This is a genomic window from Sporosarcina sp. FA9 (genome assembly GCF_051550205.1).
Classification (GTDB): Bacteria; Bacillota; Bacilli; order Bacillales_A; family Planococcaceae; genus Sporosarcina.
In genome coordinates, this window is the sequence record NZ_CP188819.1 from 280415 (window position 1) to 302067 (window position 21653).

Annotated in this window: 28 protein-coding genes and 1 riboswitch; of the genes, 20 read left to right on the plus strand and 8 right to left on the minus strand. The window is 40.0% G+C overall.

The window, feature by feature from the left end; genetic code table 11:
* Positions 1–24 precede the first annotated feature (24 nt).
* Positions 25–291, minus strand: coding sequence for a hypothetical protein (locus tag ACP8HH_RS01395; protein ID WP_438314828.1), 267 nt, complete (start codon positions 289–291; stop codon positions 25–27).
* Positions 292–404: 113 nt separating this feature from the next.
* Here ACP8HH_RS01395 and ACP8HH_RS01400 point away from each other — a divergent pair, with 113 nt between their 5' ends.
* From ACP8HH_RS01400 to ACP8HH_RS01440, 9 genes are all read left to right on the plus strand, one after another.
* Positions 405–1157 (plus strand): DUF4230 domain-containing protein, encoded by a 753-nt coding sequence (locus tag ACP8HH_RS01400; protein WP_438314830.1) that lies wholly within the window; start codon positions 405–407, stop codon positions 1155–1157.
* 6 nt (positions 1158–1163) lie between these two features.
* The gene (locus tag ACP8HH_RS01405) at positions 1164–1850 is read left to right on the plus strand and encodes a uracil-DNA glycosylase (RefSeq protein ID WP_438314833.1); all 687 of its coding nucleotides are present in this window, start codon (positions 1164–1166) and stop codon (positions 1848–1850) included.
* A gap of 25 nt (positions 1851–1875) precedes the next feature.
* Entirely contained in the window at positions 1876–2073 is a 198-nt protein-coding gene (locus ACP8HH_RS01410; protein WP_438318953.1) for a uracil-DNA glycosylase, read from the plus strand.
* A complete protein-coding gene (locus tag ACP8HH_RS01415) occupies positions 2070–2330 on the plus strand; it encodes a YwdI family protein (protein WP_438314835.1) in 261 nt (86 codons plus the stop codon). The genes ACP8HH_RS01410 and ACP8HH_RS01415 overlap by 4 nt, the downstream gene beginning before the upstream one ends.
* A 50-nt stretch (positions 2331–2380) precedes the next feature.
* On the plus strand, positions 2381–2761 hold the full coding sequence (locus ACP8HH_RS01420) for a DUF423 domain-containing protein (RefSeq protein WP_438314838.1): 381 nt from the start codon (positions 2381–2383) through the stop codon (positions 2759–2761).
* Positions 2762–2986: 225 nt separating this feature from the next.
* Entirely contained in the window at positions 2987–3289 is a 303-nt protein-coding gene (locus ACP8HH_RS01425) for a TIGR04104 family putative zinc finger protein (protein ID WP_438314840.1), read from the plus strand.
* Between the two features lie 5 nt (positions 3290–3294).
* The gene (locus tag ACP8HH_RS01430; protein ID WP_438314842.1) at positions 3295–3384 is read left to right on the plus strand and encodes a DUF6440 family protein; all 90 of its coding nucleotides are present in this window, start codon (positions 3295–3297) and stop codon (positions 3382–3384) included.
* A gap of 53 nt (positions 3385–3437) precedes the next feature.
* Complete coding sequence (locus ACP8HH_RS01435) at positions 3438–3755, plus strand: hypothetical protein (protein ID WP_438314846.1); 318 nt, start codon at positions 3438–3440, stop codon at positions 3753–3755.
* Between the two features lie 77 nt (positions 3756–3832).
* Positions 3833–4153: a TIGR04104 family putative zinc finger protein gene (locus ACP8HH_RS01440; protein WP_438318955.1), complete on the plus strand. Its 321-nt coding sequence runs from the start codon at positions 3833–3835 to the stop codon at positions 4151–4153.
* Positions 4154–4178: 25 nt separating this feature from the next.
* Here the strand turns inward: ACP8HH_RS01440 and ACP8HH_RS01445 are convergent, their stop codons facing one another.
* A complete protein-coding gene (locus ACP8HH_RS01445) occupies positions 4179–4340 on the minus strand; it encodes a hypothetical protein (protein WP_438314849.1) in 162 nt (53 codons plus the stop codon).
* A gap of 69 nt (positions 4341–4409) precedes the next feature.
* Between ACP8HH_RS01445 and ACP8HH_RS01450 the strand changes: the two genes are divergently transcribed.
* Positions 4410–4808 (plus strand): hypothetical protein, encoded by a 399-nt coding sequence (locus ACP8HH_RS01450; RefSeq protein WP_438314852.1) that lies wholly within the window; start codon positions 4410–4412, stop codon positions 4806–4808.
* Positions 4809–4832: 24 nt separating this feature from the next.
* A complete protein-coding gene (locus tag ACP8HH_RS01455) occupies positions 4833–5381 on the plus strand; it encodes a GrpB family protein (protein WP_438314855.1) in 549 nt (182 codons plus the stop codon).
* 159 nt (positions 5382–5540) lie between these two features.
* Here the strand turns inward: ACP8HH_RS01455 and ACP8HH_RS01460 are convergent, their stop codons facing one another.
* The 3 genes from ACP8HH_RS01460 to hemQ all read right to left on the minus strand — a co-directional run bounded on the left by ACP8HH_RS01460 (position 5541) and on the right by hemQ (position 7760).
* Positions 5541–6275 (minus strand): Fic family protein, encoded by a 735-nt coding sequence (locus ACP8HH_RS01460; protein WP_438314858.1) that lies wholly within the window; start codon positions 6273–6275, stop codon positions 5541–5543.
* 129 nt (positions 6276–6404) lie between these two features.
* The gene (gene gerQ / locus ACP8HH_RS01465) at positions 6405–6740 is read right to left on the minus strand and encodes a spore coat protein GerQ (RefSeq protein WP_438314861.1); all 336 of its coding nucleotides are present in this window, start codon (positions 6738–6740) and stop codon (positions 6405–6407) included.
* A 270-nt stretch (positions 6741–7010) separates the two neighbouring features.
* The gene (gene hemQ / locus ACP8HH_RS01470) at positions 7011–7760 is read right to left on the minus strand and encodes a hydrogen peroxide-dependent heme synthase (protein ID WP_438314864.1); all 750 of its coding nucleotides are present in this window, start codon (positions 7758–7760) and stop codon (positions 7011–7013) included.
* Between the two features lie 178 nt (positions 7761–7938).
* Between hemQ and pta the strand changes: the two genes are divergently transcribed.
* Both pta and ACP8HH_RS01480 read left to right on the plus strand, forming a co-directional pair.
* Entirely contained in the window at positions 7939–8910 is a 972-nt protein-coding gene (pta, locus tag ACP8HH_RS01475) for a phosphate acetyltransferase (protein WP_438314867.1), read from the plus strand.
* 15 nt (positions 8911–8925) lie between these two features.
* Positions 8926–9765, plus strand: coding sequence for a lipoate--protein ligase family protein (locus tag ACP8HH_RS01480; protein ID WP_438314869.1), 840 nt, complete (start codon positions 8926–8928; stop codon positions 9763–9765).
* Positions 9766–9904: 139 nt separating this feature from the next.
* Here the strand turns inward: ACP8HH_RS01480 and ACP8HH_RS01485 are convergent, their stop codons facing one another.
* The gene (locus ACP8HH_RS01485; RefSeq protein ID WP_438314871.1) at positions 9905–10540 is read right to left on the minus strand and encodes an RsfA family transcriptional regulator; all 636 of its coding nucleotides are present in this window, start codon (positions 10538–10540) and stop codon (positions 9905–9907) included.
* Between the two features lie 180 nt (positions 10541–10720).
* Here ACP8HH_RS01485 and ACP8HH_RS01490 point away from each other — a divergent pair, with 180 nt between their 5' ends.
* Positions 10721–12019: an HD domain-containing protein gene (locus tag ACP8HH_RS01490; RefSeq protein WP_438314874.1), complete on the plus strand. Its 1299-nt coding sequence runs from the start codon at positions 10721–10723 to the stop codon at positions 12017–12019.
* Between the two features lie 14 nt (positions 12020–12033).
* Positions 12034–12549 (plus strand): YwgA family protein, encoded by a 516-nt coding sequence (locus tag ACP8HH_RS01495; RefSeq protein WP_438314876.1) that lies wholly within the window; start codon positions 12034–12036, stop codon positions 12547–12549.
* A gap of 49 nt (positions 12550–12598) precedes the next feature.
* Here ACP8HH_RS01495 and ACP8HH_RS01500 read toward each other — a convergent pair whose 3' ends face one another.
* Positions 12599–12784 carry a 2-hydroxymuconate tautomerase gene (locus tag ACP8HH_RS01500; protein ID WP_438314878.1) on the minus strand — a complete coding sequence of 62 codons (186 nt, stop codon included), beginning with the start codon at positions 12782–12784 and terminating at the stop codon, positions 12599–12601.
* Between the two features lie 70 nt (positions 12785–12854).
* On the opposite strand from ACP8HH_RS01500, the gene ACP8HH_RS01505 reads away from it, so the two are divergent.
* Positions 12855–13379 carry a YwhD family protein gene (locus ACP8HH_RS01505; protein WP_438314881.1) on the plus strand — a complete coding sequence of 175 codons (525 nt, stop codon included), beginning with the start codon at positions 12855–12857 and terminating at the stop codon, positions 13377–13379.
* A gap of 300 nt (positions 13380–13679) precedes the next feature.
* Here the strand turns inward: ACP8HH_RS01505 and ACP8HH_RS01510 are convergent, their stop codons facing one another.
* Positions 13680–15737 (minus strand): transglycosylase domain-containing protein, encoded by a 2058-nt coding sequence (locus ACP8HH_RS01510; RefSeq protein WP_438314884.1) that lies wholly within the window; start codon positions 15735–15737, stop codon positions 13680–13682.
* Between the two features lie 255 nt (positions 15738–15992).
* Here ACP8HH_RS01510 and ACP8HH_RS01515 point away from each other — a divergent pair, with 255 nt between their 5' ends.
* The 4 genes from ACP8HH_RS01515 (at position 15993) to ACP8HH_RS01530 (ending at position 21653) form a co-directional block, all read left to right on the plus strand.
* Positions 15993–16424, plus strand: coding sequence for a DUF1934 domain-containing protein (locus ACP8HH_RS01515; RefSeq protein WP_438314886.1), 432 nt, complete (start codon positions 15993–15995; stop codon positions 16422–16424).
* On the plus strand, positions 16421–18088 hold the full coding sequence (argS, locus tag ACP8HH_RS01520; RefSeq protein WP_438314889.1) for an arginine--tRNA ligase: 1668 nt from the start codon (positions 16421–16423) through the stop codon (positions 18086–18088). The genes ACP8HH_RS01515 and argS overlap by 4 nt, the downstream gene beginning before the upstream one ends.
* 1208 nt (positions 18089–19296) lie before the next feature.
* A riboswitch (cobalamin riboswitch) is annotated at positions 19297–19484 on the plus strand.
* Between the two features lie 209 nt (positions 19485–19693).
* Positions 19694–20665: an ABC transporter substrate-binding protein gene (locus tag ACP8HH_RS01525; protein ID WP_438314892.1), complete on the plus strand. Its 972-nt coding sequence runs from the start codon at positions 19694–19696 to the stop codon at positions 20663–20665.
* Complete coding sequence (locus tag ACP8HH_RS01530) at positions 20658–21653, plus strand: FecCD family ABC transporter permease (RefSeq protein WP_438314895.1); 996 nt, start codon at positions 20658–20660, stop codon at positions 21651–21653. Before ACP8HH_RS01525 ends, ACP8HH_RS01530 begins: the two co-directional genes overlap by 8 nt.

Sequence of the window (21653 nt, forward strand, 5' to 3'; positions counted from 1 at the left end):
AATTTTAAGCAAAAGAATTTAGAATTACAAACTTGTGATATTTTTGGTTGTAATTAATTTATAAACAAAAAACATGAGATAGAATGTGATAAGTGCCGCAACTGCTGCGGCAACAAAGCTTTTGTTGATAATAAAACCTGCAATTAATGCAATTAGCACCAAAGTAAAGATACTTACGAATAGAAGAAAGAGTATAAAACCAATATTTTTAGATCGCTCTGAAACGTTTTTACCTTCTTTTGCGGCTTCTGTTACCTTTCGGATCTTTTCGTGCATGTGCATATCGGACACTTAGCATTCCCCCAATCTAATCCTACCATGATATTCTAGTTGTTGAAAAGGAAACTTTCCTATAGTCTAAACGTATAAGAGAGTATCGGATATTAGTAGAAAAGAGGGATCCTATGGCGGATGATAAGAAACGTGATGAAATAGAGCGAATTTTGGTAGAACTGAAAGCTGGAGAATCAGAAACTGCGGTCACTGTTGAAGAGGTTACAGGGCGTCCGTCTGGTTTTTGGAGTGTTGGAAAAGTCATCTTTTCATTATGGAAAAAGACTTTTATAGCAATTGCTCTTCTGATTTTACTCCTTATGGTCGCTCTACCTTTTGGAACAATGTATTTTTTAAAGTCTGGAAGTACGTATACGGAACAAAAAAGTGCATTTCTAGAACAAATCCAAGAGTTAAATGAACTTGCAACCGCGGAGGCTTATACAAAAGTGGTCATCCAGCAAGAGGACAACGCGATATTTGGACAAAGTATCGGACTCAATCTTCCTGGAACAAAACGCCAGCTATTAGTTGTAATTCCGGGTTCTGTGAAAGCCGGTGTAGATTTATCTGGTTTAACAGAAAAAGATGTTGTTGTTGATGATGAAAAGAAAACGGCAAAACTCACTTTGTCTCCCGCTAAATTTCTAGGAGGAGCCGAAATCTATTTTGATAAAGTAGAAATATATTCGTATGAAGGGCTTTTCCGTGAGAAAGCCAATATTGAAGAAGCGTATGAACTTGCCGAACAGGCGAAACAACTCATACTGGAAGAAACGGCAGGACAAGGTGTACTCAGTATGGCCGAACAAAATGCTGCGAAAACATTAAAAGAACTATTTTCATTCGCAGGATATGACGTAACGATTGAATTTAAGGACTGATTGTTTATGGACGGTAAAGTTTTTAATAATGATTGGGATTTGGTTTTGGGAAATGAATTCAATAAACCTTATTATTTAGCACTTGAACAATTTTTGAAAAAAGAATATATGGATCAAGTCATTTATCCGTCAGAAGTTGAATTATGGACGGCTTTCAAATTAACAGCGTATCAGGATGTAAAAGTCGTTATTTTAGGACAAGATCCATACCACGGTGAGGGACAAGCCCACGGACTTAGTTTTTCTGTGAAAAAGGGCGTGAAAATCCCACCGAGTTTGCGAAATATCTACAAAGAATTGAATGCCGATTTAGGCTGTTCGATTCCAAAAGATGGAACATTAACGGGGTGGGCCGAACAAGGCGTGCTTCTTTTGAATACGGTGTTTACAGTGAGAGCCGCGGAGGCCCATTCGCATCGCAAACAAGGGTGGGAGACGTTTACCGACGAAGTCATTCGAAGTCTCTCGGAAAGAGAAGGGCCCATTGTTTTTATTTTATGGGGTCGTCCGGCACAGGAGAAAAAACAGTTGATTGATTTAACGCGTCACGCTGTTATTGAATCGTTTCATCCGAGTCCACTTAGTGCGAGTCGAGGATTTTTTGGCAGTCGTCCATTTTCAAAAACAAACGAGCTTTTAGAATCATGGGGTAATCCGCAAATTGATTGGTGTAGAAATGACCGAACGGTATAAATCATAGTATATGCATGGTAAGGTAATGTTAAAGGGGTGGGCAGTTGTGGCAGCAAATTGTTTCGAGTGTCAACATTTTTTTGTGACGTGGGAACAGCAAAATCCGCGTGGATGTAGAGCACATGGTTTTAAGTCGCGCCCTCTTCCATCGGTAATTGTTAAGCAATCTTCGGGTATGGATTGTTTGCTATTTCAACAAAAGAAAGGGGATAAGAAAAGATGATTCCATATAATCGAATCCTGTTGGAAATGGAGCGTCAATTATCCACTGCGAAACACGCAGGAAATGAACAGGCAATGCGTGAGGCTCTTTCGGCTATTCGGTCGCTTTGTGAAGTGGCCCTTAGTGGTCATGAAAGAAAAGAGTCACCTGTTTTCCCGAAAATGCTTTCAACGGAAAACAGCGCAACAACCGTTTCTCTTGAATCAAAAGTACTGGAAGAAGAAGATGCAAATGGCGGATCGCTCTTTGATTTTTAAATTCGTAGCTTAAGAAAATAAATGAATTCAAATAGAAAGCAGGAGAAACAATGCCATTCTTTATTATTGCGGGAGCTGTGAACGCAGCAATTGCTGTTGTATTCGGAGCATTTGGTGCACATGCGTTAAAAGATCGTTTGTCTGAACATTATTTAGCGATTTGGGAAACTGCGGTACAATACCAAATGTTTCACGCAATCGGTTTAATACTAATTGGAATTCTGATGAACAGTTCAATTCTAGGGCCGTCTACACAACTGAGTTGGGCAGGTTATTTAATTCTTGCTGGAATCATCATCTTTTCAGGAAGTTTATATGTACTCAGTCTTTCAGGTATTGGAATTCTTGGAGCGATTACACCAATTGGCGGCGTTGCATTTATTACGGGCTGGATCATGCTTATTATTGCAGTTGTTAAGTTCGGTAAGTAAGGAAAGGGTCCACGTTCATACTAAGTATTCGGCATCGCAATTGTGCGGTGCTTTTTTTTTACTTCCGGATTAACAGAAGATTCTTATTCTGGTACGGGACATGAGTTCTGCCAATTCACAATATATCAATAGATTGAAACTTATCATTCATTTAGAACGTAATAGTAATAGAGCTGTTTGTAGTCCGCAAATTGGCTATAGATAGATAAAAAAGGAGGGATTCCAATGCCAACTTGCGAAAATTGCAATAATAAGTGGAGTTGGAAACAAACATTAAAAATAACCACAACATTGAACCCTGAATTGACGTGCCCATATTGCAAAGAAAAACAATTTCAAACGCTAAAATCAAAGAAGAAAATGGCCTTTCTAACTCCAACTGTTTTATTGCCACTTCTACTTCAAATTTTCTTTGATATTCCGAGAGTAATTGTGTTTAGCTTGTATTTTATTTTATTTTGTATTGTTATGATTTCATATCCATTTTTGGTGGAAGTAAAGAGTAAGGAAGAATATATAGGGGAGTGAGAATAATGGATAACAAACGTTTTGAAGTCATTGAGAAGCAAGGAAAGATGGAAGTGTATCAAGTTATTCGTGATAATGAAACCGGTGTTTTATAAGTGTTGTGCATGAGTTGAATCGATTTAAAATCGGAAGAAGGGAGTATTTTAATATGACTTTAGCTTTGGCAATTGCACGTATTCTACTACCTCTTGTAATAGTGGGTGGGATTGTAGTATTTGTAATTATGAGGATGAAAAATAAATATAAAAGGGGTACTCTGGGCAAGAAAAAGTCTGAAAGTGCTCAGAACTTATTGGATAGTTTAATACCATTTGGAATGATCATAGGTACTGCTGTTGCAGTCCTTTTAAGCATACTTTCTTCAATTCCTTTACTATCTACAATGGCCTGGGGACCGGGGATAGGTTTATTATTGGGATATGTTGCTTATGAAATATATAGCAAAGAAGAAGAAATTCATACGTAATAAAGGTCTTTCAGAAAAGTATGTACTAGCCCAATAAGCTTTGTGTGCACTTTTGTTCTATAGGGTCAATTAATGGAATGGGGGCGGTACTCATTATTCAAAAATGTCAAAACTGTAATAGGTCATTTAGCTGGAGAGAAATCTACAATTCGTTTTTGGGTTGGATATACAAACCAATTGAGTGTGATAACTGTGGTGCGAAACATAAAATAACGATTCCTGGCCGTTTTATATTTGTATCCCTAACCATTTTACCAATGCTAACTTTTGTAAATTACTTATCACCTTTTACGAACTTTACTGCAACACTGGGAGTAGGATTAGTACTACTCTTAATCGGAACTTTACTTACACCGTATTTTGTTAGATTTAAAGTTGTTCGCAATGAACGTCTTTAAATGAACATATTAAAGAGGGTAGTTTTCAAGAATTGTCCGCAATGATTAAAGAGCGTTCTGCTTTCTTATCAATTTTTCTAATCATAATTTTACTAAGTGCATTTTTGTTAGTAGCCACTTGGAAAAATCGCTTTAATATCCCTAAAAGTTTAACCGTTATTATAACTATAATTCCCACTATTTTCATCGTTGCATCTTTTCTCGCAATGATATTTACAATTTCTTTTGGCTATAATTCTTGATTGGAGGTGTGCTGATGAAAAAGTCTTTAATCCTTATCTTAATATCAAGTTTATTTATAATAACTGCTTGTACGGGTGCAAAAACACAGTCCTTAGAAGAATTTTATAAGGATGCAAAAATTGAAAATATAGATAAAATCATCATTCAAGATGGTTCAACAGGTGCTTCAAAAGTGATTACTGAACAAGAGCAAATTGATGAATTTCTATCTCTGACTAAAGATATAAAGTTTACTCCGCAAGACAATCAAGAAAAACGTGTAGGATGGCGATATGGTATTACTCTTTTTGATAATGAAACAGAATTAAAATTCACTACAAATCAAATTGGTAACACCTATTACGATACAAATCCAGATATTCTTCCAGTTGTAGACATCTATTACCAACAGTTGAAAATTGACGAAAAGTAGAAATGATTTAAGGGGGAATAGATTTTGCTATTGGGATTAAAGAATGATGAAGTTAGATTAGAAAGCCATACACCTGAATGGAATGAAGAATTTTGTACCGTTAAAAAAGAGTTAATGAAGTGTACAAGTCTTGGGGATTATCGCATTCTGCATATTGGCAGTACAGCAATCATAGGCATGCCGGCAAAACCAATCATAGACATATTAGTGGGCGTTGACGATTTACAAAAGATAGATAAACCTTTACTAAAGGATTTTTTTATGGCTGGTTTTTTAAGATTGAAAGTCGAGAGACCTGGGGAAATTGTACTGGCTAAGTTTACGGATGACACTTACAACGAAAAGACGCATTTTATCCACATAGTCGAATACCAAAAAGAACTATGGAACAATCTCATCTTTTTTAGAGACTATCTAAATTCAAACGAAGACGCGAGGAAGCAGTATTTAGAGATAAAACTGGAGTATTTAAAAAGGTCATCAACAGGAGTAAATGAATACACAGACTTCAAGGAGGAGTTTGTTAAAGAGATTGTTTCAAAGAGAAACGATGGATCCACCTCTAGGGAATAACCTTGAATGAGCAATGGTTTTAATACAATACTGTCCCTTTATAAAAAGGTCCATTCAACAGCCATTCGCGTGGATGAATCTTAGAAGTTCTGACGTGGAGCGAAACATCAGCTTGCAAAATAAAAGATCTTCCGTCAACCAATTTGGGCAGACAGAAGATCATTCTTTCAAAATTAGGGACAAATATCGAAGTAACTGTTCTTTTTCACGTTCCGCGACAAGTTGAACGAACTTTGTATACTCTTTTTTCGTGGCGGCAATATCGAGTGCTTCATAATATGCTTGTCGTTCTTCGACGTGGATTATGGCTGGTAAGTACCCGTTTCGCAGTAATTCCAAGTTCATTAATAATCTTGCAGTTCGTCCATATCCATCAATGAATGGATGGATATTCACAAATTTACTATGCAAAATACATGCTTTTTCTATAGGGTGTAAATCATTTACTGTATTGTGCCAATCAATCAAGGCCTCCATGTGGTCGTTGATTTGAAAAACGGGGGTCACATCATGTGAAGCACCAGTTATAATCACCTCGTGCATACGATAAATTCCAACATTTTGTATATTGATTCCTATTAATACAAGTTGATGGATGTCTTTAATTAAACGTTCATTAATGGGTTCATGCAAAATGTCTTCTACAAAAAGGATAGCGTCCCTGTGGTTAATGGCTTCTAAATGTTCTCGCAAAGATTTTCCGCTAATCGTGATTCCATCTTCTAAAATGGCCTTTGTTTCATAAACAGTCAAGGTGTTTCCTTCAATAGCGTTGGAATGATATGTGCTTTTTATAAGGAAGTCTTGTTGTAATTTTTGGATAGTAATAGTGGGCAGGGGTCTCTGTTTATCTAATTCCTCTTTCAACTGTGTTAATTCAAGTAAGATTTCCATAAGTAGAACCTCCCTTTATTAAGAGTCTAACTATAAATCATACAATTGTTAAGAAGTATAAGCAATATTCATGAAAATTTAAAAGATCTTCCGCCAGCCTCATCGGGCAGACGGAAGATCTTTTAATGATTAAGGTTGTTGGGGGAAGTAGCTAACCTCTTGGTCAAACTCGGCGTAATCAAAATAGATCATTGGAAATAGAAAACGCTGACCTGTGCTCGTTTCGCTTAATATGACATGATCTCGTCCGGCGGCTTCTACAACGCCTATTACAGCCAATGTGTTTTTACCAGCTTCTACTGCATGTTCAAATGAAAAGTGAAATGTTCCCGGTTTGCCTCTGTTGAGACGTAAAATGTTTTCAATGTATGATTCTTCTCTTCCGGGTGGTCTTCCACCAGAGCTTGGTATTTGGGGTGGTGTCATGTTTTGCTGGTAATTAGGGTTCCAATAATATTGAACCATTCAATCATCCTTTCTTTAACTGTTTTATAGGTCTGGGCAGTCGCTTTCCGCTCGGGAGAATAAACAATGAGACTTATAATCGACCAATATTCCATTGGTTGTACCAGTCATCTGGAATACCATCTGTTTTAAGAGACTTCATTATCTTTAGACTTTATCACCGCCACGGAACAACCCCCTTAAACCCAACATATGAAAATCATGAACCAAGTATGATTGAATAAAAAAAGAAGCCACAGTGGTATGTGACTTCGTTCTATCTGTTAACAATTAAATATTGAAAAAGGTTGTTTTTTTATCGCCATCTAAAAGAGTTCCTACGAAAAACGACCCAAATTCAGCGTAGCGTGCACTTACTTCATCGAAACGCATTTCATAGATAAGCTTTTTAAACTGAAGAATGTCTTCAGAGAAAAGTGTGACGCCCCATTCGAAATCATCGAAACCGACAGATCCCGTAATAATTTGCTTCACTTTTCCTGCATAACCACGGCCAATTAAACCGTGAGCGCGCATTAATTCTTTCCGCTTGTCCATATCGAGCATGAACCAATTGTCCTCACCGTCACGCTTTTTATTCATTGGATAAAAACAAATGTACTGTTGACGTGGAAGTTCAGGATAGAGACGTCCACGAATATATGGGTTTTGGTAAGGATCTTCCGTAGATTCACCCGCAAGATAATTGGACAATTCAACGACCGAGACATATGAGTACGAAGGAATTGTAAAATCAGCAATTGCTAATTTATTAAATTCAGCTTCAAGCTCTTGCAACTCATCCATTGTAGGTCGCATAATCATAAGCATGAAATCCGCTTTTTGACCAACGATTGTATAGAAAGCATGACTTCCAGTTTTTTCGTCATCGGCTTTCTGTAATTTTTCTAAATAAACATGAAATTCATCGACCGCGGCTTGGCGTTCTTCATTGGAAACCATCTTCCAAGATGTCCAGTCCATCGCCCGTAAATCGTGTAAAGCGTACCATCCATCGAGTGTAATTGCTGCTTCATTCATTTAAGGTGACACTCCTTCGAATTGTATTTAGAATTCTTCACAAGTGTATCATATCTGGCGAGAAATCATTGCTGGTACAGTCCGTTGTCATGAATTTGACAAGAACTACACAACTTTTCAGGCATCTTGAATTGGTGTATGCTGAGGTTATATGAAAGACGGGGGAGGAGTGCCGTAAATGACTGATTTTTTTAGTGAACTAAAAGCTAAATTAAAAGGTAGAAAACGGAAAGTTGTTTTGCCCGAGGGGAAAGATCTACGTGTACTGCAAGCGGCGAGTCGATTACATGTTGAAAAGATTGTAAAACCGATTCTTCTTGGTAATGATGCTGATATTCGGCAAATAGCGAATGCGGCTGATATCGAAATTGCTGGAGTTTCTATTATAGATCCACAGGAAATCTCCTATTATGAAGAGTTGGTAGATGTCTTTGTTGCTCGTATGAACGGTGCAGTGGATTTCGAGCGGGCTTGTGAGCTGTTACAAGACGTGAATTACTTTGGCGCCATGCTTGTCTATGTTGGTCGGGCAGATGGCCTTGTAAGTGGGCCCACAAACTCAGTAGCGGATGCTCTACGACCGGCTCTTCAAATCATACAGACAAAGAAAGGGATTTCGAAAAAAAGCGGAGCGTTTATTATGATAAAAGGCGAAGAAAAACTAATCTTTGCAGATTGTACAAGTAACGTAGCTCCGACTTCCCAAGACCTTGCGGAGATCGCGATTGAAACTGCAAAAACAGCGAAGTCATTTGGCTTAATTCCGCGAGTTGCGATGCTTTCGTTTTCTACAAAAGGTTCTTTTATCACCCCAGAAACTGAAAAAGTAGCGGAGGCGGTAAAAATTGCGAACACTCTTGCACCTGAAATCATAATTGACGGTGAATTGCAGTTTGATGCGGCCTATGTACCGGATATTGCGGCGAAAAAGACGGTAGATTCGGTCATTCATGGCGATGCAAATGTTTTTATTTTCCCTTCCCTTGAATCGGGTGACATTGGCTACAAATTAACAGAACGACTCGGTGGTTACGAAGCAATAGGACCCATATTACAAGGATTGAATGCGCCGGTAAACAGTTTGTCCCGTAGTTGTTCTGCGGATGACGTGTATAAGCTAAGCCTTATTACTGCTGCCCAAAGTCTATGATCAGGAGATTAAGAAATGGTGAATTTTGAATCCTTTTTACGCATACCTGCTTGGCGATTTGTTGATGAATCGTTAAGTGCACAAAATCGTTCCGCCCTTGAATCATTTGCGGCTGACGATACTTTCTGCCATCTTGTTGGACAAGGGATGAGCATCCCAACCGTTCGCACATGGGTCCATGACGATACGATCGTCCTCGGCATCCAAGATCATCGAATGCCCTACATTTCCGAGGCGATGCAGATGGTTGAGGACACTGGTCACAAACCGATTGTTCGAAACTCCGGAGGTCTAGCAGTCGTCCTTGATAAAGGTATCTTAAACATTTCAATTCTCTTATCGGAAAAAGAAACACCCATCGATATTCCAGCCGGCTATGAAGTAATGTTGGCATTCGTTCGACTGTTATTTCCAGAAGCGGGAAATCGAATTGAAGCCTATGAAATCGTAGGTTCATATTGTCCGGGTTCTTATGATTTAAGCATTGACGGCCGTAAGTTTGCGGGTGTTTCACAACGCCGATTACGCCAAGGCATCGCAGTCCAAGTGTATTTATGCATAGAAGGCTCTGGTGCAGAACGTGCTGAAATCATTCATGAACTTTATAAAGTAGGGGTCAACGGTGAAACAACTAAATTCATTTACCCTGAAATTAAACCGGAAGTGATGGCATCGTTAACTGAACTTCTAGCAATGCCGTTAACTGTAAGTGACGTAGTCATCCGTACGCAACAAGTACTGCGTTCATTAGCAGGAGAAGTGTTTATGGGTAGTTTTAAAGCGGAAGAGATGGATTTATACACATTTTATTTAAATCGTGTAGTTGAACGAAATCAGAAGATGTTACACAAGTAATTGATTAGAAAAAAAGGTTGCTTCCGAAAACTAGGAAGCAACCCTTTTTGTGTTTAACTGGAATTGCTAGATTTAAGGGATGATTTTAGAAACTTCGCAACACACCACCAATCATCCCCAGCACAAGAAAAACCACCGATCAATGATGACTCGGCGGCTCTTTAGTAATTAGATTCCCGTTGCTTTCCATTGTGAAAACGGGGGCTTTTCGCTCGTCATCATCTGAGAGTGTTACCATTCGACGAGCCCGGTTCATGATTTGAACAAATTGTTCATAATCCGTACGAAGTGTCTCATTTTCTTTACGGTATTTCTCAATTTCTTTTTCCAACTTTGCGATGTGTTCATTTGCGATTTTAGCTGTTTGCCTCCATCGTAGAGATTCACTATCGCCTGCACCTGTATGATGTAAACGGACGAGGTAGGCGATAACGGTATCAAGTGATAATGCCGATAGTGGCACTACTGAACGATTGTCGGATTCGCTACCTTGCGTAGGACTGTACAATTGCCTTCCGCGTCGTTTAAAATCTTTACCAAGAACGCGCATTGCTTGTTTGCGCTCTTTTTTAGCACCCTCAAGTTCTGTCTCATATTCTCGTCGAACAACCGCGTTCCACCTAAACCCGCAAGCCGCAGCCGTTCGATTGAGTGAATCGCCGACCTCTTCAAAAGCACTTAATTGAGTACTTCCTTCACGTACGTGTCTAAGTACGGTCTCTGCTAATAAAATATCATTTTCTTCCATCCAAGCATCCTGCCTAACTTTCACCATTGCCGTGCCTCCTGCCATGTTCATAGTCTCGTTCTAAAGTCAGTGTGTACATGAAACAACTATTTTATTCATTGTCTGTATAGCATTCCTATACCTTTTTACGATAGACCCCGTTTTTCAAGCTTTTAGTTCTGTCATTCTTTAAGTACAATAGAATAAAGGACTGGTGGAGGTGTGCAAATGGGGTATAAAAATGAGAAATTGAAAGAGGAAAAAGTGTTCAAAGATCCGGTACACCGATATATCCATGTACGCGATAAAGTGATATGGGATGTTATCGGGGCTCGGGAGTTTCAACGTCTTCGTCGTATTCGTCAGTTGGGTACTACGTATCTCGTTTTTCACGGGGCTGAACACAGTCGTTTTCATCATTCACTGGGCGTCTATGAAATTGTCCGCCGAATTATCGACGACGGCTTCCAAGGAAGACCTGAGTGGAATGATGATGAGCGGCTCGTAACATTATGTGCAGCATTATTGCATGATTTGGGGCACGGGCCGTTTTCACATGCATTTGAAAATGTTTTTGATCTCGACCATGAGGAATTCACACAAGCAATTTTGCTTGGGGATACAGAGGTAAATGAAATTCTAAGTCGTGTATCCAAAGACTTTCCGCAAAAAGTGGCCGATGTCATTGGTAAAACGTATCCTGACAAACTTGTAGTGAGTTTGATATCGAGTCAAATCGATGCAGACCGAATGGATTATTTACAGCGAGACGCCTATTTTACAGGAGTGTCTTATGGACATTTTGATATGGAACGTATTTTACGTGTGATGCGTCCGAAAGAAGAGCAGGCTGTTGTTACGTATAGTGGTATGCATGCCGTTGAAGATTATATAATGAGCCGCTATCAAATGTACTGGCAAGTTTATTTCCACCCCGTTTCAAGAAGTGCGGAAGTCATCTTAACTAAAATATTACATCGTGCGAAATACTTATATGATACGGGGTATGTCTTTAAACATCAGCCTACCCACTTTAGTTCGTTTTTCGACAAAACGTTTCTCTTGGAAGAATACATTGCGCTTGATGAAGGCGTTATGACGACGTATTTTCAATGGTGGATGAAAGAAGAGGACAGGGTACTAGCGGATTTAAGCTCTCGATTTATTAACCGTAAGTTATTTCAGTATGTCGATTTCAATCCCGCGACAGAATATGAAAAGGTCATTCAACTTTCCAAACTCTTTCAAGAGGCCGGCCTAGACCCCGAATATTACTTAGTATCGGATTCATCGTCTGACTTGCCTTATGACTTTTACAGACCTGGTGAAGAAAATGAGCGTTTGCCAATTTTTTTAGAAATGCCGAATGGGGAATTAAGCGAACTCTCGCTTCAATCCAATATTGTCGATGCCATTACAGGAAAACGTAGAACGGATCACAAACTTTATTTTCCAGAAGATATTTTATTGGAAGGGAAAGATCGAAATCCACTTTATAGAAAAATCTTGGAAATGTTGAAAAGATAGGAAGGATGGCCGTCATGTTTCAAAATCACGCTAAAATCGTTCAATTTATTTCGCTTGCGAATGAAATAACCGGTAGAAAGAAATTGCAGAAAATGATTTTTATTTCAAAAAAACTAAACTACGCCTTCACGGAAAAATATAACTTTCATATATACGGCCCGTATTCAGAAGAATTAACGCTTAGGATTGAGGAGCTTTGTGAAATGGGGTTTTTACAAGAAAGTTGCACGGATAAAGGGTCCTATATTCAGTATGCCTATCAAGTAACAAGTGAAGGGGACCGCTTTCTTGAAACGATGGACGCCGTACCCAAAAATCTTGAACGTTGCATTGATTTGATGATGGATAAGAGTTCCAGGTTTCTTGAACTCGTGTCGACACTTCTATATTTCGATCATTTGGAAAAAGAAGAACAAATCGAGAAGCTTCATATTGTGAAAAACAAATTAAAATTCTCTGCGGAGGAAATTGATGCGGCATATGATTTCATAGGACAACTGGAACGACAATCTAGGAATTTAAAAAACTGACTTTGATGAAATGACGTACTTTCATTTAGGTCAGCTTGTTAAAGGTGCATTATTTATCGCTGGAGCGTATCCCTGCAACAGAATGATTGCTTTTCTTAATATCTTCAATAAGTACATGAACGTTTCCTAAAGGTGCACCTGTTGTTTCCGAAACAGCTTCAGTTACACGTTTACATAGTTCTTGTTTCTGTTCATCCGTGCGGCCTTCTAACATTTTTATGGTTACGTATGGCATACTTCTTCCCCCTTCTTTGGATATATCCAGTATACTAAATAGTATAACAAAATGGGAGGGGACAAATCACATGACAAATGAAGAAAAGTCTAAACCAAAATTAGGTTTCACTATTATAAAAAATGACCCTACAGATGGTCATAAAGGATTTGGAATCGGTTCATTATCACTGGAAAATGTCTCGCCGGTTATTATTGATGTTGAAGAGGGCGTCGCTTCAATTGAAATTGGTGCAATGCATGCCAGAAGTGATTTAGAGCGGGGCATTAAGTTTCTTATAGACCGTGAACAGTCTGCAGGCGGAAAACCATACTGGCTCGTTTGGGTAACAATTGATTTTAAAGAAGATGGTCCATATTATGCGGGTGTAACTGCTTGTGAAATGGTTATTAATCGCGAAAGACGTCGGGGCTATAAAAACTTTATTGAACATATGAATAATATGGATAAATCGATGAAGCGCCATATTATTGTGGAGCAAATGGACGATAAATCAAAACATATACTTGCGGACTTTTTAGAAGGCCACAATAAGGAATTATGGGATCGCAGCACACCGGAACTGCGCAGTAGTCTTAGACCTGAAACCAACTGAATTGTGACCAACATATGACAAATCTTGAATTCTTCACTGAACAGTGTTGAATGTCGTCATAAAACGAAGTACACTGAACTCATAGCTTGCGAACATAAGCTAGGACAACCGGGATATTGTAGTTTTTCGGAATGACCCAGACAAACCCAAGCATGGTGTCAATTTGTTAGTACTGCTTTATACTGGTAAAAAAGCTTTCTACCCCTGAATTTATTTAGGAGTAGAAAGCTTTTTTGATGAAAATGATTTCCAAGGGGATAGTCCAATCAACGTCTTAGTTCGTCCAACCAAGCCCGTCATTTATTCAAAAAATGAAAATGGGAATAGATTAAACAGCTTTCCTTTTTTCGAATCGGACGTACGCTGTTCACGTAGGGATTTGTCTGTGCATAGTTTTTGTGGAAGGTCTTTATCTTTCACATAAATAAGTCGTTGACGTTCGCATTCATCGATTGCAAGACCGCCTGTTTCGACGTCGACGATGACTCCACTTACTCCTTTAGGTGGAATGAATGGCTCTGGTGCAGTCCCTTCATGTACTTTTTCCATGAAATCAATCCAAATTTTCTTCGAAGGGGCTAGATCTTGTGCTTCTGTTAATTGCTTGCCAACGTCAAAACCTGTCCAAATTCCAGCAGTAATTGATGGAGTGTAGCCAATTAAGTATTGGTCTGAATTCGTCGTTCCAGATTTTGCAGCATAAGGTCTTGTTTGTTTTTGGCGCATCGACAAACCTGTAGCGGACGAGTAGTCATTGAAAACCGGATCGAACATTCCCGTTAATAGGTGGGTCAGGACGAAAGCATCTTCTTTGGACATAATTTGTTTTAAATCTATAGTGGACTTTTCGTACACAGTTTTTCCTTCAGAATCGGAAATTGAAAGGATTGTCGCGGGTACAACTTCGGCACCACCAGATGCAAATCTGTTATACGCATTTGTCATATCAGATAAGGAAACGTCAAGAGCACCGAGCGCAATTGCAGGTGATGCCGGAAATTCTGCTTTTATTCCAAGGCGTGAAGCCATATTTTGAAAATTTTTGTAACCAATTTCTTCAAGTGTTTTTACAGCAAAGATGTTATCCGAGATGGCCAAAGCCTGTGCAAGTGAAATGGGATGATCTGCAAACTTTCCGTTAATGTTTTTGGGTTCGTATGATGATCGTCCTTCGTCATAAGTGAAAATGGTTTTCTCGGTTGATAAAAAGGTCAATGGATTGTACCCGTTTTCCAGCGCGGCTGCATACAGCACAGGTTTCATAGCAGAACCGGGTTGCCTTTTTGCTTGTGTTGCACGGTTGAATGGACTTTCTGTGTAATTAACTCCGCCGACAAGTGAAGTTATCGCACCCGTACCAGGTTCGATGGATATAAATCCAACTTGCAAATCATTGTCGGGCATCCATTTGGCTATCATTTCTTCTGCGACTTGCTGATGATGAGGGTTCAAAGTTGTGCGGATTGTCCATCCTCCTTCAGCAGGATGACGCCCCTTTTCGCTTAACACTTTATCTGCTTCTTTCCAAACGGCATCTAGAAAATAAGGCGCAACACGTGAAGCGTCCACCCATTCACGGTTTTTGAGTGTAATTGGCTGAGCCTTCGCTCGTTCTTCTTGTCTTTCCGTAATGTATTTTTGGTTTTTCATTAAGGATAAAACAAGGAGCTTTCTTTCCTCAGAATTTTTCGGGTTTTCAACGGGTGAATAAACAGACGGGCCTTTTGCAATTGCGGTAATTACAGCAGCCTCTTCAAGGGTTAAGTCAATCGCAGGCTTGCCGAAATAAAACTTACTCGCCGCTTCAACACCATACATTCCATGGCCAAAGTAGACGGTATTCAAATACCCTTCCAAAATGACGTCTTTTTCATAAAATCGTTCCATGCGATAAGCATACAGTGCCTCAGAAATTTTTCGCGACCATGTTTTTGTATGCGTTAAGAATAGATTCCGGGCATATTGTTGTGTGATTGAACTTGCGCCTTCAGCCTTTCTCATTGTCTTTACATCTTTTAAAACAGCTCCTGCAATGCGTTTATAATCGAATCCGTTATGACTATAAAATTTGCGATCTTCTGTGGCGATAACGGCGTCAATCAAAAAAGGAGACATTTCATCAAGATTTACCCAATAACGGCGCTCCGCTGAAAAATGGTCGCCAATTTGTTTGCCGTTTTTATCAAGAAAAACAGATGCTTTTGGTACGCTTAATGATGGTGCACCTGTAATTTGTGCGTACAATCTTAGTGAAAAAAATATAGTAAGTGCTGCAGTCAGTACGGTTAAAGTTAGTAGTGATAATCTGCGAAAAAAAACACGCTTCTTTTTCTTTTTTATATACACTGTCCGTCGCATATTACCGTTCCCCCTTTTTGCAACTAAATGTAGTATGCGACCCAAATCATTAGATTAAACGGATAAATGAGGAACATTTCTATGTATTTAGCCAACATTATTGAAAAGTGCTGTCAAACAAGGATATAATGAATAGATATTTTTAATTTCATTCAGCTTAGTAAGCATTGATTTATCAGAGTCAGCAGTGGGGAAAAATAATTACGATAAACGGGATGTCAGTTCTGCCACCCGAATGATAAGGACGGGGATCGTATGCAAACAAAAGACGTGACAATACGGCTAAGTTCAACAATCTGTCATCCCGGACAAGACGAGGAAACGCATGAGATCCATGCCGCGGGGCAGTACATAAAAAAAGCCGATAGAGTCTATTTGAAATTCAATGAAGACCAAAGTGGCAATCAAATTCAAACTACCGTTAAAATGGGTGAAGATGATGCACTTATTATGCGTACAGGCGCAACGGATATGCGGCTTCCTTTTGTTTTAGATGGGGAACGACACGGTACATACGGCAGTGGACCCGCAAATTTCAATTTAATTGTGAAAACAAACCTACTTGAATTTATTGAAAAAGAGGATGGGTTCAGCGGTAGCTTTTCTGTGAATTATGATTTGATAGCAGAGGGATCTGTGCTTGGAATATATAAACTACTATTTACATATACGGAGGGAACATTATGAACGCAGTCGAAAAGATTCAACAAGAAGTGAAAATTGCCCTACGAAACGCTGTCCTTAAAGCGAAACTTGTAGAGGAAGATGAGATTCCGGAAGTATTACTTGAAACACCACGAAGTAAAGAAAATGGCGACTATGCAACAAACCTAGCAATGCAAATAACGAAGTTAGCGAAAAAACCACCACGTGCAGTTGCTGAAGCAATCGTAGAGCATATTGACAAAGCAAGTGCCTCAATTGAAAAAATTGAAATCGCGGGTCCAGGATTTATTAACATCACATTGAAAAAAGAATATCTACAAGAAATCGTTAAAACAGTACTGGATAACGGTGCCGACTATGGTCGTTCAACTGCTGGATCTGGGGAAAAAATACAAGTCGAGTTCGTATCCGCAAACCCGACAGGAGATCTTCATTTAGGACATGCACGCGGAGCATCTGTTGGAGATTCTCTTAGTAATGTTTTAGCTATGGCGGGATACGACGTCGAACGTGAATATTATATAAACGATGCGGGCAATCAAATCGATAATCTCGCAAAATCCGTTGAAGCACGTTATTTCCAAGCACTTGGCGAAGAATGTGAAATTCCGGAAGATGGGTACCACGGACAAGATATTATCGAACTTGGTAAAAAGTTAGTGCAAGAGTTCGGCGACAAATATAAAGATGTTTCTGCAGAAGAACGCTTTGATTTCTTCCGCTCATATGGTCTCAAATACGAACTTGCAAAATTAAAACAAGACTTGGAAGACTTCCGTGTACCATTCGACAGTTGGTTTTCAGAAACAACGTTATACGGCAGCGGTAAAATTGAAATTGCAATGGAAAAACTAAATGAAAACGGCCATATTTTCGAAGAGGACGGGGCAACTTGGTTCCGCTCCACGACATTTGGCGATGACAAAGATCGTGTGTTAATTAAAAAAGACGGTTCATTCACATACATCTTGCCAGACATCGCATATCATGAAGATAAAATTTCACGCGGTTTCGATACACTCATTAACATTTGGGGTGCGGATCATCACGGATACATTCCGCGGATGATGGCGGCGATTGAGGCGCTTGGATATGGCAAAGATAAATTGGAAGTAATCGTTGCTCAAATGGTTCATTTGTATAAAGACGGCGAACGAATGATGATGAGCAAACGTACAGGTAAAGCTGTAACACTGCGCGAATTGGTGGATGAAGTCGGTCTAGACGCCGTGCGTTATTTCTTCGTAATGCGTTCCGGCGATGCACAAATGGACTTCGACCTAGACTTAGCCGTTTCTCATTCAAATGAAAACCCTGTGTACTACGCGCAATACGCACACGCACGAATTTCATCAATTCTACGCCAAGCGGATGAATTGAAAATGACTGCAAACGCAGGCGGTGCGGCATTATTAACATCGGAAAAAGAAATCGAGTTATTAAAGAAAATAGGCGATTTCCCAGCAGTTGTGGCAGACTCAGCACGCATGCGCACACCACATCGCGTAGCAACATATATCCAAGAACTCGCTGCGACATTCCACTCGTTCTATAACGCAGAAAAAGTACTAGACGCAAACAACCAAGAACTTTCCGAAGCAAGAATCGCACTAATCACAGCAGCACGCACAACAATCGCAAATGCGCTAAATCTTATTGGGGTTTCAGCACCTGAAAGAATGTAGCAACTACAGGACCCGTAAATATTAAAACGCGCCACCACACTAACATGTGTGGTGGCGCATTTTATTGTGTGCAACCGTCTAATTAACCAAATGCATTTAGGCAACTATCCCTTTCTATCTGAGATTGTGGACCACCATGATTTTGTTGCACTCCACATATTTCATCTTGTTATGGAACGTAATCAAGAAAGAATCCAATTACGCACCATTAGAGTGCCCAATCCCGCAAACAAACATAGTCTCCAACCAATACTCTAATAGAACCCTAGAGAACACAATCCCAGGAAAATGAACACTCTAGCGCAGAAGCGACAAGCGTGAGCCGAAGTGCTGAGACAGATAGTGTTCTTCTATCTGACTCAACACGAAAGGCCATCGCCAAGCGCCAAGCGAATATGGGAATAACAATCCTTTAGAGTACCCAATCCTACGCACCACCATAGTCTCCAACCAATTCGTCTAGATGTGCAACGAAATCCGGTTAGTGAGCAACCATCTAATTGGCCAAATGCATTTAGGTAATTATCTCTTTCTATCTGGAGTTGTGGACAATCATGATTTTGTTGCACACCACATATTTCATCTAGATGTTGAACGTAATCTGGAAAGGGTACTATCACAAGACTATTCAACCAAACCTTTAGAGTACCCACTCCAACACTCCAACATAATCTCCAACCAATACTCTAATAGAATCCTAGAGAACACAATCCCAGGAAAAAGTGACACTAAAGGCAGGCAGCCAAAGAGCGCCGCGTCCTGCGGCAAAGGCTGCACACCTGCATCCTGCAGGCGCAGAAGCGTCAAGCGTGAGCCGTTGTGCTGAGACAGATAGTGCACTTCTATCTGACTCAACACGAAAGGCCATCGCCAAGCGCCAAGCGCCAAGCGAATATGGGAACCACAATCCAAGAGGAGTCTACAATCCGAAAAAAAGTGACACTAAGGCAAGCAGTCTAATGACGCCACATTCGTTTGTGTGGCGTACTTTTTCGTGGGTAAAAGGTCATGAAATTCGGATATAAGTCTGAGAGTGTCTGATATAATGCTTGAACTGTCGGATATCGGCCCCGAAGTGTCTGATATAACACTCGAACTGTCGGATATCGGACCCCAACTGTCGGATATAACCCTGCGCCAGTCAGATATCCGAAAACCAACCCCTCGACACGAACAAAAAATGTAGTATAATTGAAAACGTACACAAATTACATATCATACATAAAGGTGCCCCGCCTTCACGGTAGGGGTTAAAAGGGAAACCGGTTCAACACCGGTGCGGTCCCGCCACTGTAAGTGTTAGCAAATTGCAAAAAAATCACTGGACAAATGTCTGGGAAGATTGCATTAAGCTGTGAGCACAAGCCAGGAGACCTGCCTTTATGAAATCGCCCGTACCCCTACGAGGATAGGATTGGTGAAAATCAGCACTTTTGTGCGTCTAGATTTTTACTTAGAACATTCCTCCGTACTCACACGGAGGTTTTTTGTTTTTTATTCAGCAGGTAGACAAACGCCTTCTGAATAAAGACAAAGCCTCCGACGGATATCACAAAATGTAACTTGTGAAGCGGACTTGATTTGCAAAAATAGGAGGAAAACAACATGAAGAAGACATGGCAATTATTTTTAACATCCATCTTAGCTGTATTTTTACTAACGGCTTGTGGAACAACGGCTGCACCAGAAAAACCAGCAGTAGACGATACATCGAAAGAAGAAACACCAGAAGTCGTTGTTGAAGACGCGTTCCCAGTAACACTTACAGACGCCGCAGATAATGAGATAACGATTGAAAGAGCACCCGCAACAATCATTTCTTTACTACCAAGCAATACAGAAATTTTATTCGAACTTGGACTTGCGAATGAAGTTGTTGCAGTAACAGACAATGACGACTTTCCAGCCGAAGCTACAGAAAAAGAATCCATCGGTGGATTTGAATTAAACATCGAGAAAATCATTTCGATGAATCCTGAAATCGTCTTTGCGCAAGAAATTGTCGTTGGAACAGGTGAAGGAATGCAACAAATTCGTGATGCTGGAATTCCGGTATTTATTGTCAAAGACGCGAAGAACTTTGAAGAAACATATGCAACAATTGAAATAATGGGTAAAGCAACAGGGAAAACAGAAGAGGCGGACAAAATCATCGCAGAAATGAAAGCAAAAGTGGATGAAGTTGTAGCAAAAGTAGCAAAAGTTGAAGAAAAGAAAACTGTTTTCATTGAGACATCACCAGCTCCGGACATTTACACGCCGGGGAAAAATACATTTACACAAGAAATGATGGACCTTGTTGGTGCGGACAATATTGCGACAGAAGACGGTTGGTTCGTAATGAGTCCTGAAGAAATTGTGAAACAAAATCCAGACGTTATTCTTGTAATGTACAGTTATATTGAAACAGCAGTCGAAGACGTTTATGCACGTGATGGTTTCGATACAATTACTGCAATTAAAAACAAAGAAGTTGTCCAAGTGGATGAAAATATAACGAGCCGTCAAGGGCCGCGTTTAGCTGAAGGACTTGAAGCATTTGCAAAAGCGATTTACCCTGAGGTTTTTGGTGAGTAAATCAGGCGTTGCCTACCTAGTATCCATCGCCACGCTTGTAGTGGCGGTATGGCTAGGAACTTCAATCGGTACGGTGAAAATTCCGATTGAAACATTTTGGAATGCGGGAGCGGATCCAATCTCCGCAAATATATTGTGGAAAATCCGAATGCCACGCGTTGTTCTTGCTGGGCTTGTCGGAGCATCACTTGCAATTTCTGGAGCAGCATTTCAAGGATTACTTAAAAATCCACTTGCAGATCCATATACCCTCGGAGTGTCGTCCGGTGCCTCTGTAGGTGCTGTGATGACACTTTTTTTCAGTATATCCCTTCCAATTCTAGGCAGTTATACGCTTCCCGTTTTCAGTATGGTTGGGGCAGCACTTACGATGTTTCTCGTCATCGGTTTCGCGCGTTTAGTGGACCGTTCGATGAAGATGGAAACCATTATATTAACAGGAATTATTTTCGGTTCCTTCTTAGGTTCAGTTTTATCGCTCATGATTGCGCTCACCGGTGAAGAGTTAAGGCAAATCATTAGTTGGCTTCTTGGAAGTGTTTCGATGCGTGGCTGGAAATACGTCAATATGATTTTACCCTTTGTCGTCATCGGCACATTCCTTCTTTGGATGAACCGACGGGAACTGAATGCGATGTTATTTGGTGAAGAACGAGCACATCATTTAGGCGTAAATGTGAGACGACGTAAATTCATGATTTTAATCGGTGGATCCGTTCTCACAGGAGCGGCAGTTGCTGTTTCTGGTACAATCGGATTTGTAGGACTTGTTGTCCCGCATATGACGCGATTATTATGGGGTTCCGATCATCGTCATTTACTCACATTGTCCTTTTTAAACGGAGCAACGCTTCTCATCCTTTGTGACTTAGTCGCACGGACCATAATTTCGCCAACGGAACTTCCAGTAGGTGTCATTACTGCGTTTATTGGTGCGCCGGTATTCGCACTCATCTTTTACAAGCAACGCAGAAAGGGGGCCATGTAA